The sequence below is a fragment of the Lentzea albidocapillata subsp. violacea genome (assembly GCF_900100275.1).
Taxonomy (GTDB): domain Bacteria; phylum Actinomycetota; class Actinomycetes; order Mycobacteriales; family Pseudonocardiaceae; genus Lentzea; species Lentzea violacea.
Genome location: NZ_FNET01000017.1, coordinates 22,387 through 36,643 on the forward strand (window position 1 = coordinate 22,387; position 14,257 = coordinate 36,643).

Annotated in this window: 16 protein-coding genes; 12 read left to right on the forward strand and 4 right to left on the reverse strand. The window is 70.3% G+C overall.

Annotated elements, in window-relative coordinates:
* Positions 1-81: 81 nt before the first annotated feature.
* Positions 82-570: a GlcG/HbpS family heme-binding protein gene (locus BLR21_RS30330; RefSeq protein ID WP_256335031.1), complete on the forward strand. Its 489-nt coding sequence runs from the start codon at positions 82-84 to the stop codon at positions 568-570.
* 24 nt (positions 571-594) lie between these two features.
* Here the strand turns inward: BLR21_RS30330 and BLR21_RS30335 are convergent, their stop codons facing one another.
* Positions 595-981 (reverse strand): hypothetical protein, encoded by a 387-nt coding sequence (locus tag BLR21_RS30335; protein WP_143027923.1) that lies wholly within the window; start codon positions 979-981, stop codon positions 595-597.
* A gap of 97 nt (positions 982-1,078) precedes the next feature.
* Here BLR21_RS30335 and BLR21_RS30340 point away from each other — a divergent pair, with 97 nt between their 5' ends.
* Positions 1,079-1,903, forward strand: a complete 825-nt coding sequence (locus BLR21_RS30340; RefSeq protein WP_090011328.1) for a class II glutamine amidotransferase — start codon at positions 1,079-1,081, stop codon at positions 1,901-1,903.
* 78 nt (positions 1,904-1,981) lie between these two features.
* Entirely contained in the window at positions 1,982-2,560 is a 579-nt protein-coding gene (locus BLR21_RS30345; RefSeq protein ID WP_090011330.1) for a DUF4360 domain-containing protein, read from the forward strand.
* 15 nt (positions 2,561-2,575) lie between these two features.
* On the opposite strand, the gene BLR21_RS42815 is transcribed toward BLR21_RS30345, so the two are convergent.
* Positions 2,576-2,722 (reverse strand): hypothetical protein, encoded by a 147-nt coding sequence (locus tag BLR21_RS42815; protein WP_176929861.1) that lies wholly within the window; start codon positions 2,720-2,722, stop codon positions 2,576-2,578.
* 185 nt (positions 2,723-2,907) lie between these two features.
* Between BLR21_RS42815 and BLR21_RS30350 the strand changes: the two genes are divergently transcribed.
* Entirely contained in the window at positions 2,908-3,321 is a 414-nt protein-coding gene (locus BLR21_RS30350; protein WP_090011332.1) for a cupin domain-containing protein, read from the forward strand.
* Positions 3,322-3,465: 144 nt separating this feature from the next.
* On the opposite strand, the gene BLR21_RS30355 is transcribed toward BLR21_RS30350, so the two are convergent.
* Positions 3,466-5,190, reverse strand: coding sequence for an L-aspartate oxidase (locus tag BLR21_RS30355; protein WP_090011334.1), 1,725 nt, complete (start codon positions 5,188-5,190; stop codon positions 3,466-3,468).
* Between the two features lie 111 nt (positions 5,191-5,301).
* On the opposite strand from BLR21_RS30355, the gene BLR21_RS30360 reads away from it, so the two are divergent.
* Entirely contained in the window at positions 5,302-5,910 is a 609-nt protein-coding gene (locus BLR21_RS30360; protein ID WP_090011336.1) for a phosphoribosylanthranilate isomerase, read from the forward strand.
* Here the strand turns inward: BLR21_RS30360 and BLR21_RS30365 are convergent.
* A complete protein-coding gene (locus BLR21_RS30365) occupies positions 5,895-6,257 on the reverse strand; it encodes a DUF4406 domain-containing protein (protein ID WP_176929862.1) in 363 nt (120 codons plus the stop codon). The two genes, BLR21_RS30360 and BLR21_RS30365, sit on opposite strands and share 16 nt — an antisense overlap.
* A gap of 49 nt (positions 6,258-6,306) precedes the next feature.
* On the opposite strand from BLR21_RS30365, the gene BLR21_RS30370 reads away from it, so the two are divergent.
* The 7 genes from BLR21_RS30370 to BLR21_RS30400 all read left to right on the forward strand — a co-directional run bounded on the left by BLR21_RS30370 (position 6,307) and on the right by BLR21_RS30400 (position 14,246).
* Positions 6,307-7,047, forward strand: a complete 741-nt coding sequence (locus BLR21_RS30370) for a DeoR/GlpR family DNA-binding transcription regulator (protein ID WP_090011338.1) — start codon at positions 6,307-6,309, stop codon at positions 7,045-7,047.
* Between the two features lie 27 nt (positions 7,048-7,074).
* Positions 7,075-8,454 (forward strand): cytochrome P450, encoded by a 1,380-nt coding sequence (locus tag BLR21_RS30375; RefSeq protein WP_090011340.1) that lies wholly within the window; start codon positions 7,075-7,077, stop codon positions 8,452-8,454.
* An 81-nt stretch (positions 8,455-8,535) separates the two neighbouring features.
* Positions 8,536-9,579 (forward strand): alpha/beta hydrolase, encoded by a 1,044-nt coding sequence (locus BLR21_RS30380; protein WP_090011342.1) that lies wholly within the window; start codon positions 8,536-8,538, stop codon positions 9,577-9,579.
* Between the two features lie 144 nt (positions 9,580-9,723).
* Positions 9,724-11,442 carry a S8 family serine peptidase gene (locus tag BLR21_RS30385; protein ID WP_218130999.1) on the forward strand — a complete coding sequence of 573 codons (1,719 nt, stop codon included), beginning with the start codon at positions 9,724-9,726 and terminating at the stop codon, positions 11,440-11,442.
* Between the two features lie 68 nt (positions 11,443-11,510).
* A complete protein-coding gene (locus BLR21_RS30390) occupies positions 11,511-12,152 on the forward strand; it encodes a hypothetical protein (RefSeq protein WP_090011346.1) in 642 nt (213 codons plus the stop codon).
* A gap of 126 nt (positions 12,153-12,278) precedes the next feature.
* Positions 12,279-13,181 carry a LysR family transcriptional regulator gene (locus BLR21_RS30395; RefSeq protein ID WP_090011348.1) on the forward strand — a complete coding sequence of 301 codons (903 nt, stop codon included), beginning with the start codon at positions 12,279-12,281 and terminating at the stop codon, positions 13,179-13,181.
* A 69-nt stretch (positions 13,182-13,250) separates the two neighbouring features.
* On the forward strand, positions 13,251-14,246 hold the full coding sequence (locus tag BLR21_RS30400) for a YeiH family protein (RefSeq protein WP_090011350.1): 996 nt from the start codon (positions 13,251-13,253) through the stop codon (positions 14,244-14,246).
* Positions 14,247-14,257 lie beyond the last annotated feature (11 nt).

Genomic DNA, 14,257 nt, shown 5'->3' on the forward strand with positions numbered 1-14,257 from the left:
CACGGGTCAACCGATGGGTTGAACCGAGGTTCAACCGTCACCACCATGGCACGCAGCCCTGAACAGGGAACCGTAGTGGCCATGGACCTCAAGAAGATCGCAATCGCCACCCTCGTCGTGCTGAGCATCGGCGGCGGTTACGCGGCAGCCGACCAGCGCACCACCACCCGCACGGAGAAGGTGCTGACCATCGACGCGGCGATCAAGGCCGCCCAGGCCACGCTCGACGCCGCCGAGAAGGAGAACCAGCGCGTCACGGTCGCCGTCGTGGACCGCAGCGGCGACGTCGTGGTGCTGCTCGCCGGCGACGGCGCGGGCCCGCAGACCGAGGAGTCGGCGCGCCGCAAGGCGTTCACCGCGGTGTCGTTCAACGCCCCGACCTCGGAACTCGCCGGCCGCGTCACGGGCCAGGGCGCGACGCTGCGGGACATCCCCGGCACGTTGTTCCTGGGTGGCGGCGTGCCGGTGGCGGTCGACGGCACGTCCGTCGCGGGCATCGGCGTCGGCGGCGCGCCCAGCGGCGACCTGGACGAGAAGTACGCGAAGGCCGGCCTCGCGACCCTGAAGTGAGTCTCGGGAACCGATCGGCGCCGGTCAGCGGCGCCGGTCGGTCGCGCTCCAGCCGGGAGGAGCGATCCGCTCGGTCGCCTCGGGGTCGATGGCGTGCCGGGCCACGTGCCGCCCTGGCTTCGGCTTCCGGCCCATCAGCATGAGGGCGACGGCCACGATCAGGCCGATGGTGGCGAGACCGGCGGCGACGGCGCGGGCCGCCGGGTGTTCGAGGATCAGGGTGCTGATGGTCAGGGCGAGCACGAGCGCGGCGATCGGGCCGATGACGGCGAGGTCGGAGCGGTCCTCGGGTTCCGGGGCGGGCTCGGCCTGCACCGGCACCTGCGCGACGGGCGCGTACACCTCGATCGTCTCGAAGTTCCCGCGCGGCTGTTCGTAGGGCGGGGGCCGTAAGCCGGGAGGGACCGTCACCTCAGCCATGCTGCCCGAGGAGGGCGCGTCGCCGCAAACCTCCCGTTCCGGTCTGCTACGTGTTCCCATGTAGTGCTGGGCGTTCAGGAGGTTCGACATGTGCAGGTGGCTCGCGTATTCCGGTTCGCCGGTCCTGCTGGAGGAGTTGCTCTACGCGCCCGAGAACTCGCTCGTCATGCAGTCGAAGCACGCCCGGCTGGGCGCGACGGCCGTGAACGGTGACGGGTTCGGCATCGGCTGGTACGGCAGCATGAGCGCGCCCGGCCTCTTCCTGAGCACCGAACCGGCGTGGAACGACCGCAACCTGCGGGAACTGTCCGCGCAGATCACCGCCGACCGGGTGTTCGCGCACGTGCGGGCCTCCACGGGCGGGGCGGTGCAGCGGTCGAACTGCCACCCGTTCCGGCACGGGAGCTGGTTGTGGATGCACAACGGGCTCATCGCGAAGTTCCCGCTGGTGCGGCGCGAGCTGATGCTGGCGATCGACCCCGTGCTGTTTCCGCTGATCGAGGGGTCGACGGACTCGGAGATCATGTTCTACCTGGCCGTCAGCTTCGGGCTGGAGCAGGACCCGCCGGCCGGGGTGGCGCGCATGGTCGAGTTCGTCGAGGACGTCGGCCGGCGAGCGGGGGTGGAGTATCCGGTCCAGATGACGGTCGCGGTCACGGACGGCTCGACCACCTGGGCGTTCCGGTACTCGAGCCGGGGCAAGTCGCGGTCGTTGTTCCACAGCACCGACGTGTCGACGCTGCGCCGCCAGTACCCGGACAACCCGGCGCTGCACGACCTCACCGACGACTCGCGGCTGATCGTGTCCGAGCCGCTGGCCGATCTGGTCGGGGCGTGGCAGGAGGTGCCGGAGTCGACGTGCGTGGTGGTCAGGACCGGCGTCGAGGAGGAACTGCTGTCCTTCAAGCCATGAATCGTCAGGGAACCGTCAGGCGCATCGCCGCTACCGTCTGAGGCGGCCGCCGCCCACGACTCCTCGGAGAGGTTCCCCATGCTCACCACGGCAGCGGCAGCACTCGTCGCCCTGTCCGCTCTGGCACCGGCCGGGCAGCCGGCGCCGTTCCTCGAAGTCGTCACCGTCAACGGTTCGGGCTGCCCGGCCGGCGACGCCGACGTCGAGACGGACGACAGGACTTTCACGATCGGCTACCACACGTTCCTGGCGCGGGCGGGCAGTGGCTCGTCCCCGCTCGACCAGCGCAAGAACTGCCAGGTCAACCTGCGGGTGAACGCGCCGCAGGGCTACACCTACGGCCTGGCGCGGACCACCTACGAGGGCTACGCGCACCTGCAGGACGGCGCGACCGGGCTGAGCCGGGTCAGCACCTACCTGCAGGGCACCTCGCCCACCGCGACGGTGACCCAGCGGTTCACCGGACCGTTCAGTGACAGCTGGCAGACCCGCTACCGCCCGGACGCGACCGAGATCCAGTGGGTGCCGTGCGGCGAGCAGCGCAACATCAACATCAACGCCGAGGTCCGCGTCACGCTCGGTGCCGCGGACCCCGACCGGCTCAGCTTCGTGATCGTCGAGTCGAGCCGGGGCTTCGTACGGACCAGGCGCTGCTGAGTCCGGACCTGGCGGTCAGCACGACGAGCGCGCCGATCGCGACCCCAGCACCCGCGCGCGAAACACCAGTGCCAGGAACGCCGGCACGCACCAGACCCGGTGGTGCGACCAGGAGACCGGCGAGCCGAACAGTCCCGCCGTCGCGATCACGGTCAGCGCCACGACCTCGTCGCCCGCCTTGTGCGCCGCTCAAGGCGGGCGCGGTCATCGGAACCAGCGCGATCGAGATACGGGTCGTGTCCGGCATGGGCGAGCCGTACTGACGATCAGGTCGCGAACTCCTCGGACAATGACCTTCCGCTCGACGGGCGATGTCACAAACCGGCGCGCTGCGTGGTCTTTCTGACATGAGCGAACTTCCGCACCACCCAGCGGCCTCGGACGGCCCGCCGGCGAGGGTCGAGATCCTCGCCGAGACAGCGGCTACCGCGCCCGTGCCCGAGGGCCTGGTGGGCCGCACGATCCTGGTGTCCTTCCCGCCGGGCAGCCCTGGCGCGCCACCGCACCGCCATCCCGGCCCGATCTACGGCTACGTCGTGAAGGGCGCCATCGCGTTCCAGCTGGAGGGCGAGCCGGAACGGGTGATCAAGGCCGGTGAGGCGTTCTTCGAGCCCGGCGGTGACGTGATCCACCTCAAGGGCGCGAACCTCCTTGCCGACGAGGAGTCCGCGCTGGTCGCGACCATGATCTGTGAGCCGGGCGCACCGGTGCTCACGTTCGTGAGCGCCGAGGAACTGAAGGCACGGGGGCACCTGGAATGAGCCGCGAACACGGCGACCTGCCGGTGATGCCGGAGCGCCGCGATCGGGTGGAGGCGTTGAAGGACAGCGCCTTCCTGTTCACCACGGCGTTGCGGCTGCCGTGACGAGTGCGTGGGGCGGGGATGGCTCCCCGCCCCACGGTGGTCACTCGACCAGCTTGCCGGCCGTGTCGACCTCCCGCATCAGCGACGCGATCTCGTCCGGCACCGGAGGGATCTCCTCCCGGACGACCCGGCCGGGGCCCGCCCAGACGAGGTTCACCTGGTGCGCGGGATCGAGGTCCGGGTGGTCGGACCGGTTGTGGCAGCCGCGGGTCTCGCGGCGTTCGAGCGCGCACTCCAGGGTCGCGCGGGCGGAGAGCGCCGAGGCCGACAGATCGAAGGCGTGGGCGAGGTCCTGGAACCCGGCGAGGTCGGGGTGCACGCCGACGTCGCGGATGCGGTCCTCCAGCTCGTCCAGCTCGGCGAGTCCCTTGCGCAGACCGGCTTCGTCGCGGACGACGCCGGCGTGCTCGGTCATGGTGTTGCGCAGCGCGCGTTGCAGGGCGCGGACGTTCTCCGGGCCGTCCGCGGCGAGCAGGTCGTCCACTTCGGACCGTGCTTCGCCGAGTGCGGCGTGCGAACGTCGTTGTGCGTCCAGGGAAGCCGAGTACTCGGCCGCCGCCTCGCCGACGATCCGGCCGTAGACCAGCAGTTCGATGAGCGAGTTGCCGCCGAGCCGGTTCGCGCCGTGCAGGCCGCTGGACGCCTCGCCGATCGCGTACAGGCCTTCCACGCCCGTCGAGTGGTCCGCGGGCGACACCCACACGCCGCCCATCGAGTAGTGCGCGGTCGGGGCGATCTCGACGGCCTCGCGGGTGATGTCCTTCATCTGCAGTTCCAGCAGCGTCTGGTAGACCCTGGGCAGCCGTTGCATGATCTGCTCGCGAGGCAGGTGCGACACGTCGAGCCACACGCCGCCGTTCGGGGTGCCGCGGCCCTCCTTGATCTCCGTGTACGCGGCCAGCGCCACTCTGTCGCGTGTGGACAGTTCCATCCGTTGCGGGTCGTAGCGGGCCATGAACCGCTCACCGGACGCGTTGGTCAGGACGCCGCCCTCACCGCGCGCGGCCTCCGAGACCAGGGTGCCCGCCGCGTTCTCCGGTTCGAGCAGGCCGGACGGGTGGAACTGCACGAGCTCGGGGTCGCGGATCCGGCCGCCCGCGAGCACGGCCAGGCGGAACGAGTCGCCGGTGTTCTCGTCGCGGCGGCTCGACGTGCGGCGCCAGATCCGGGTGTGCCCGCCGGCCGCGAGGATCACGACGTCCGCGTGGAAGACGTACCTCGTGCCGGTGTTCAGGTCGAACCCGTACGCGCCGAACACCACGTTGTCCTGCACCAGGATCCGCGTGATGTAGCAGGTGTCGTGGATCGGGATGTCGAGCTGCGTGGCCCGGTTCACGAGTGTGCGCTGGATCTCCAGGCCGGTGTAGTCGCCGGCGAACGACGTGCGGCGGAACGTGTGCGCGCCGAAGAACCGCTGCGAGATGCGCCCGTCGGCCTCCCGCGCGAACGGCATGCCATAGCGTTCGAGGTCCTGGATGCCGCGCGGTGCCTGCTCGGCCACGACCCGCACGATCTCCGGGTTGGCGAGCAGGTAGCTCTCCTTGATGGTGTCCGCCGCGTGCTGCTGCCACGTGTCGGACGGGTCCATCGTCGCCAGCGCCGCGTTGATGCCGCCGGCGGCGAGTGCGGTGTGCGCGTCGGCCTTGGGGCGCTTGCCCACGACCAGGACGTCGACGCCTCTCTCCGCGAGTTCGATGGCGGCGCGCAGTCCCGCGCCACCGCTGCCGATCACCAAAACCGAAGTGGCTAGCTGATGTTCAGTCATCACGGCCTCCGTTGCCCGTCTCTTCCATTAAGTAGGACCGGGCAGCGCATCGGCTTGTGACTGTTAGCTGCGCGACAGTGCGTTCGTGGCCACATCAGTAGGATCGGTGGTGTGTTCGTGAAGCTGTGCGGTCTGCGCACCGAGTCCGATGTCACCGTCGCGGTCGAGACGGGGGCCGACGCTGTCGGGTTCGTGCTCACGACCAGCCCGCGCCAGATCGACGTCGAGCTGGCCGCGCGGCTCGTCGCCGAGGTGCCGGCGGACGTCCTCACCGTCGCCGTGGTGCGCGGCATCTCCGCCACCGAGGCCGGTGAGATGGCGCTGAAGACGGGCGTGCGCGCGTTGCAGCTGCACGGCGACTATCCGCGCGAATCGTTCGACGAACTGGCCGAGTTGCCGTTCGGACTGGTGAGGGCCACGGCGCTCGGGCCGGAGACCGACGTGCGCACCGGAGCGTTCGGCGAGGAGCTGCTGCTGATCGACTCCCCCGTCGCGGGGTCCGGCGAGCAGTGGGACATCACGCGGCTCGCCGAGAACCCGCCCACCGGCACGTGGGTGCTGGCGGGCGGGTTGTCGCCGGAGACGGTCGCCGGGGCGATCAGCGTCGCGCGGCCGTGGGGCGTGGACGTGTCCAGCGGCATCGAGTCGAGCCGTGGCGTGAAGGATCACGGCCGGATGCGCGAGTTCGTGCTGGCCGCACGCGGTCAGGCCGCGCGGTAGCCGGGGATGTCCTCGATCCGGTGGTAGACCGGCAGTCCGCGCTCTCGCGCGATCCGCACGTCCTCGTCCGCACCGGTCGACTCGCCGGGCAGCCGCAGCACCGCCTCGCAGTGCCGTAGCAGGCGTTCCGCGGTCGGGTACATGATCTCCGACGCGATCGGGTCGGTCGGCGCGCTGCCGCCGGCGCCGCGCAGCACGGGCAACGCCACCCACTCGCCGATCATCGGCACGTGCCCGCTGCGGAACAGCGGCCACGCCGCCTCCTCCAGCCGTTCGAGGTTGCGCGCCATCAACTCGGGGTCGTCCCCGGTACCGGACCGGTAGGGCCCGGCGATCAGAATCAGCATGCGACCGACCATAATGTGCAAGACTCGGCAAAAACAAGGAGAAACGTGCATGCTCGCCGCCCAGCGCCGTGACCTGCTGCTCGAACGACTGCGCACCGACGGCCGGGTCGTCGCCAAGGACCTCGCCGCCGAAGTCGGCATCTCCGAGGACACCATCCGCCGCGACCTGCGCGATCTCGCGGCGGCGGGGCTCTGCCAACGCGTGTACGGCGGCGCACTGCCCGTATCCCCCGCTATCGCCGACTACGCCACGCGTCAGGGCGTGCAGGTCGATGGCAAGCAACGGGTCGCACGGGCGGCGGCAGCGTTGATCGAACCGGGCAGCACCGTGATCCTCGACGGCGGCACGACCACCCTTGCCGTCGTGCGCGCGCTACCGCTCGATCTGCACGCCACGGTCGTCACGCACAGTCCGACGATCGCGAGCGCGTTGGAGGAGCACCGGGACGTGGAGGTCTACGTCATCGGCGGGCGGCTCTTCAAGCACTCGATGGTCGCGTGCGGTGCCGCTGCCGTGGAAGCCGCACGGGGCGTGCACGCGGACCTCTTCTTCCTCGGCGTCACGGGCGTGCATCCCGAAGCGGGCCTCACGACCGGTGACGCGGACGAGGCCGCGATGAAACGCGCGCTCGCCCACCAGGCAGCGGACACCTACGTGCTGGCGAGCTCGGAGAAGATCGGCACGGCGTCAAGGTTCTCCGTGCTGCCGTTCACCGAAGTCGCCGGCGTGATCACGGACGCGGACAACGAGATCGTGCGCGCGCTGGAGGTGCCCGTCGTCCAGGCCTGATGTCAAGGATCGTCCGAAGTGGACCGAATGGGCGAGACCTTGACTCGCGGCGGCGTACTGGGCACGCTGCGAACCGTGACGAGCCTGGCTGAGGAGCACGTCAAACCGGCGGTGCGCTGGAGCATCGGCCACGCGCTGCCACGTGCCGTCCTGCGCCTGGCCGCCCGCCGCGGCGACCTGCAGGGCCGCATCACCGTCGAGGCTTCCACCGGCGCCGACCTGACGGGCCTGTTCGACGAGATCCGCGCCCGAGGCCCGCTCGCCGCCACGAAGATCGGCCACACCACCACGCGGCACGAGGTCGTCAGGGCGGTGCTGTCCGACGACGCGTTCGTGACGGCCCGTCCCCGTTTCGGCGCCGGCATCCTCGGCAAGCTCGCCGCGTGGTCCGCCACCGACGTCATGCATCCGGTCCAGCCGCCGTCGCTGCTGGCCGTCGAACCTCCGGCGCACACCCGCTACCGCAAGCTCGTCACCCGCGTCTTCACCGCCCGCGCCGTCGAACAGCTGCGCGTCCGCACCCAGCAGATCGCCGACGACCTGCTCGACGGCCTCGACCCCGCCAGCCCGGTCGACCTGATCGAGACCTACTGCGGCCTGCTGCCGGTCACCGTGATCAGCGAGATCCTCGGCGTGCCACCACAGGAACGCGCCACTGTCCTCGCCCTCGGCGCCGCCGCCGCGCCCAGCCTCGACCTCGGCCTGTCGTGGCGCGTGTTCCGCGACGTCGAGACGACGCTCAGCTCGTTCGACACCTGGCTCTCCCGGCACCTCGACGCCCTGCGCGCCAACCCCGGCGACAACCTGCTGAGCCGCCTGATCACCGCCCGCGAGGACGGCGCAGGCCTGTCCGAACGCGAGCTGAAGGCCACCGCGGGCCTGGTGCTCGCCGCCGGTTTCGAGACCACCGTCAACCTCCTGGGCAACGGCATCTCGTTGCTCACCAGGCATCCCGCGCAACTGGACCTGCTCCGCGCCCGCCCGGAACTGTGGGGCAACGCCGTCGACGAGGTGCTGCGCCACGACCCGCCGGTCCTGCTGACCGGACGCATGTGCGCCCGCGACACGACGGTCGCCGGCATCCCCGTGCGCCGCGGTCAGCTCGTCACCACGGTGCTCGCCGGTGCGAACCGCGACCCGTCCGTGTTCGAGGACCCGTCGGTCTTCGACGTCAGCCGCGCCAACGCACGCGACCACGTGTCGTTCGGCGCCGGCCGCCACTACTGCCTCGGCGCCCAGCTCGCCCGCATGGAGGGTGAGATCGGCCTGCGCACGATCTTCGACCGCTTCCCGGACCTGGCACCCCTTCCGGGCGCACGCCGCCGTCCGACCCGCATCCTGCGCGGCTTCGAACGCCTGCCTGCCAGCCTCACTCAGCCGGACGCATCCTCGACAAGACGAGCCTGATCTGCGCTTTGCAGCGACCGGCCAGGAATGACCGGTCCCCTGGCCTGGTCCTCCGGCCCGGCCGACCAGGATGATCAAGGCATGTCAGTCCGCATGATCGCCGCCGTGACCGCCGTGATGGCGTTGTCCAGTCCCGCCGCCCAGGCCACCGAGGCGCCACCGCGGTTCGCCGACGGGTTCGGCCTCACCGTCACGAGCCAGCCCCGCTGGGTGGACGCGAACCGCCGCACCTTCATCTTCAGCGTGTCCACCGCCCAGGTGCCCACGCCGACCCTCCTGGACGGCCAGGAACCCGGCAGGCACGCCATCGTCGTCACGCTGCCGGACGACTACGCCCAGACGACCAGGAGCTACCCGGTCCAGTACTACCTGCACGGCCATCCCGACCGCCCGGACGCCGCCTGGAACCAGCGGGTCGTGGAGAGGGCGACGGCCGGCATCGACCTGATCACCGTGCAGCCCAACGGCAGTGGCCGCGGCTGGTACTCGAACTGGGTCAACCCCGGCGACGCGGGCCCGCAGAACTGGGAGACCTTCCACCTGGAGCAGGTGATCCCGTTCGTGGACGCCAACCTGCGCACGAAGGCGGCCAAAGCGGATCGCGCGATCGTCGGACACTCCATGGGCGGGTTCGGGGCGTTGCGCTACGCCGAGCACCGGCCCGACCTGTTCGGCTACGCCGGCAGCTTCTCCGGTGGCCTCGACCTGCGGAACTCCGAGATGCGCGCGGCGATCACGGCCACCCTGGTCAACCCGGCGAGCGGCACGCCGACGGTGAACGCCGACGCGGTCTTCGGGCCGCCGGTCTGGCCGTTCGACGGCGTCTGGAACGCGCAGAGCCCGGCGCACCACGTCGCGTCGCTGAGGGGCATGGGCGTCGCGCTGTACACGGGTGATGGCGGCGATCTGACGGTCAACCCGATCCAGGCCGTGCTGGAGAACCGGGCGCGCGAAACGGCGCTGGTGACGGCGGCGAACCTGCGGGCCCAGAACATCCCCTTCCACTTCTCCGACTACGGCGACGGCAGCGGGTGGGCGCCGGGCTGCACGGGCAAGCACGCCGACGAAGAATGCGTGCAGGCCGACCTGAACCACTTCGTCGGACTGTTCATGCGCCACGCCTGACGTGCGACGTTCGTAGTGAGCCGAACGGCGCATCTTGAAAACGCCGCGTCCCGAATGCCGTCCTGGCTCCTCTAAGGACTCTGACGGGCCCCTGCACCCGCGCGAAGTGCGCGGGCATCGCCCGCTTAGGAGTTGGAGGAATCCGTGTTCCTGGGTTCACGATCTCGCCTGCGCGCCGCGGTCATCGCCGCGGCCGTGGGCGCCGGTGTGCTGACGGCGGCCACCCCCGCCGCTGCCGCACCTGCCGCGGGTACGCGTGCTTACCTGGTCATCACCGCGCCTGGTGCCACTTCCGGCGCCGAGACGGCTGTGAGCACCAACGGTGGCACTGTGTGGACGAAGTACGACGCCATTGGTGTCATCGTCGCGCACTCCGCTGCCACTGACTTCGCCACCAGGATGCGCACCGTCAGCGGTGTGCAGAAGGTCGGTGCCACGCGCACCAGTGACATCCCGACCGAGGCGGCGAATCCGCCGATTCCCGCCGCGCCCTCGCAGGCCGCGCAACCGAACACCGAGCCGTTGCGCGCGGACATGAGCCAGATCGGCGCCAACAAGGCGTGGGCGATCAACACGGGATCGTCCAGCGTCACGGTCGGTGTGCTCGACACGGGCGTCGACGACCAGCACGCCGACCTCCAGCCGAACTTCGACACCACCAACTCCGCGTCCTGCGCCTACGGCAAGCTCGACACGCGTACCGGTTCGTGGCGTGACACCGGCTCCCACGGCACGCACGTCGCCGGCACCGTCGCGGCGGCCAAGAACGGCAGCGGCATGGTCGGTGTCGCTCCCGGCGTGAAGATCGCCTCGGTGCGCATTGCCGAGAATCCGAGCGGGCTGTTCTTCCCGGAGAACACCATCTGCGCCATGGTCTTCTCCGGTGACCGCGGCTTCGACGTGACCAACAACAGCTACTACACCGACCCGTGGCTGTTCAACTGCCCGGACAACGCCGACCAGGACGCGATCCTGGAGGGTGTGAAGCGCGCGGTGGCCTACGCCGAGGGCAAGGGCGTGCTCAACGTCGCCGCGGCGGGCAACGAGAACTACAACCTCGCGAACAAGACCCGCGACGCGACAAGCCCCAATGACTCCACGCCGGCGACGCGCACCATCACCAACGCCTGCCTGAGCGTCCCGACCGAGGTCACGGGCGTCGTCAGCGTCTCGTCGATCAGCTCGACGAACAGCAAGTCGTCGTTCTCCAACTACGGCACCGACAAGATCCACATCGCGGCGCCCGGCGACAGCGTCTACTCGACGGTCCCCGGTGGCCGCTACGGCTCCAAGTCCGGTACGTCGATGGCCTCCCCGCACGTCGCGGGCGTCGCCGCGCTGCTCAAGTCCGCCAACCCCACCGCCACCCCGGCCCAGCTCCGCACCCTGCTGGCGACCCAGGCGGACGACCTGGCCTGCACCGACAGCCGTTGCGCCGGCACCACGGCGAAGAACAACTTCTTCGGTGAGGGCCGCGTGGACGCGCTGGCGGCGGTCGGCGGCACCCCGCCCGGCGGCAAGGAGTTCGAGAACACCACCGACGTGGCCATCCCGGACACCGGCGTGGCCGTGACCAGCCCCATCACGGTCTCCGGCATCACCGGCAACGCCCCGGCCACGCTGAAGGCCGACGTCAACATCGTGCACACCTACCGAGGTGACCTGGTCATCGACCTGATCGCCCCGGACGGCACCGCGTACCGGCTCAAGGCTTCCAGCAGCAGTGATTCCGCCGACAACGTCGTGACGACCTACACCGTCAACGCCTCGGGCGAGGTCGCGAACGGCACCTGGAAGCTGCAGGTCAAGGACGTCGCGGCGCAGGACGTCGGGCACATCGACTCCTGGCAGCTGACCTTCTAGGACGGCATTCGGAGGAACCTCGGCGGCCACGGCTAACCAACGTCCCTGCCTGCAGCGATAGCAGTGACGTGGAACCCGATCTGTGGTCGTCGGCCGCCGAGGCCCTCGACGAGCACGAACACGCCCTCGTGATGGCCCGGCTGGCAGGCACGATCGTCGGTCCGGGCCAGACCGAGCGCCTGGCCAGGGGCGAGCGCGACGTCGTGTTCCTGCTGCCCGACCGGCTGGTGCTGGTGCGGCCGGAGCCGTTCTGGTCGGGCTCCTACGACCGCGGGCAGATCGTGCGCATCATGCTCGCCGCCGGGCACGTCCAGTTCGACGTGACCGGCGGCGACAGCCTCGAGTTCTGGATCGACACCGGCCTCTCGCCCGCCGAGCCGTTCGTCGAGCAGGCCCAGAACTGGCTGGCCCCGCGCAGGAGCTCCGCCAGCGGCGCGGTCATCGGGTTCGGTCTCGCGATCATCCTCGCTTTCCTGTTCGTCCTCGGGCCGGTGGACCTGATGCCGTCGGACGACCGGCTCACCGTGAAGTCGAGCTGCGGCGACTTCCTCCGTGCGGGCGTCGACGAACAGGTCGAGCTGCTCAGACGGCTCTTCGGGCAGGCCGGCACACCCGCCGAGGCGGACAGGCCGATGACGCTCGACGCCTCCCGGCGGCACTGCGGTGAACACAACGGCGCGACGCTGGACTCGCTCGTCACCGGGAAGTGACGCCCAGGGTCTGTATCGAAGTCTGGTTCGATGAGAGCTGCGCTTGAGGTGGTTCCTGGTGGTGCGGCCGGACGGCCCGCATACCGGTCGCAAACCAGACTTCGATACAGGCCCTAAAGTGCGGGAGTGTTCGATACCCGCCAGCTCGAGGTCTTCGCGACGGTGGCCAGGACCGGCTCGTTCAGCGCCGCCGCCCGGCTGCTGCACTGCTCCCAGCCCGCTGTCAGCCAGCAGATGCGCACGCTGGAGCGGCAGGTCGGCGGGCCGCTGTTCGTGCGGACGGGCCGGGGACTGCACCTCACCGAGGCCGGCCGGATCCTGGCGGAACGCGGGTCGGACCTGCTGGACCGGCTGGCGACGACCCACCAGCAGGTCAGCGCGATAGCCACGCACGACATCGGCACGATCCGGATCTGCGCCTTCCCGAGCGCCAACGTGTCACTCGTGCCCGCGGCGGCGGCGATCCTGGCCGAGGAACGGCCCCAGCTGCGGCTCGAGCTGGTCGAGGAGGAGCCGCCGGACTCGTTCGCGCTGCTGCGGCGCGGTGAGGTCGACCTGGTGCTGAGCTTCAGCTACCTCGACGAACCGCAGGACGAGGCCACTGTGAACGGCATGTTGAGCGTGCCGTTGCTGCGGGAGCCGCTGGCGTTGCTCGTGCCCGCCGGTCATCGGCTCGCCGGCCGTGAGCGCGTGTCGCTGACCGAGACGGCTGAGGAACGCTGGATCGCCGGTTGTGTGCGGTGCCAGCGCGCGCTGCACCAGGCGTGCGCGGCGGCCGGGTTCGTCCCGGACATCACCTGCTCGACCGACGACAACCTGGCCATCCAGAGTCTCGTCACCGCTGGTCTGGGCGTCGCGCTGGTGCCCAGGCTGCTGCTGTCGTTCCTGCAGCACCCCGGTCTGACCGCGGTCGAGGTGGAGTCGGCGGCGCAACGGCTCACCTCGCTCTACACCTGGCCGGACCTCATCCAGCTGCCGATCATGCGCGCGACCGTGGACGCGTTGATCTCCGCGTCGGCCAAGGCATAAGCGCGCCTTATGGACCTCCAAGAAATGGTCATCTACTGCGCATAGCCCGCGCTGGCCATCGTTATCGGTATGGGCATCGTCAGGACGACCCCGCGCACGGCCGACTCGGTGTTGCCCGGCCTCGCGCTGGTCGCGGCCGGTGTCGCGGTCGCGATGGTCGTGTCCTGGCTGCAGCCCTCGGTCAGCGCGCTCACCGTCGCCGTGCTGCTCGGCGCCGTCGTGGCCAACGTCGTGACGCTGCCGCCGTCGGTCACTCCGGGGATCAAAGTCGCCGGACGCCGCCTGCTGCGCCTGGGTGTCGTGCTGCTCGGGTTGAAGCTCGTGTTCCAGGACGTGCTGAAGCTCGGCTACGAGATCCTGCTGCTCGCCGTGATCGCCGTGGTCGTCACGTTCGTCGTGACGCGCTGGCTCGGGCGGGTGCTCGGGGTCGGTGAGGGCCTGTCGTTGCTCATCGCGACCGGGTTCTCGATCTGCGGTGCCTCCGCGGTGGCCGCGATGAACAGCGTCCGGCAGCAGGACGAGGAGGACGTGGCCAAGGCGCTCGGCCTGGTCACTCTCTTCGGCACCGTCGCGATGTTCGCCCTGCCCGCGCTTTTCCCGCTGACGGGCCTCACGCCCGCGCAGTACGGGGTGTGGGCGGGTGGCAGCGTGCACGAGGTCGCGCAGGTCGTGGCCGCCGCCGGACCTGTCACCGGGGCACTGGCCATCGCGGTCGCGGTGAAGCTGACGCGGGTCGTGCTGCTCGCGCCGATGCTCGCCGCCGTGAGTTTCGCCGAGCGCCTCAAGTACCCGGCTTCCGGGCAGCGTCCGCCGATCGTGCCGTTGTTCGTGCTCGGTTTCCTCGCGATGGCGGCGGTGCGGGCGACCGGCCTGCTGCCCGACGTCGTGCTGTCGGCGGCGACGTTCGTGGACAACGTGCTGCTGGCGGCGGGCATGTTCGCGCTCGGCACGGCGGTGCGCCTGCGTTCCCTGATCCGTTCCGGCCCGGCGGTGCTGCTGCTGGGCCTGCTCTCGACCACGGTGATCGTCGTCCTGGTGCTGACCGGCACGGTGTTGATCGGCTGATCTCCGCTTTC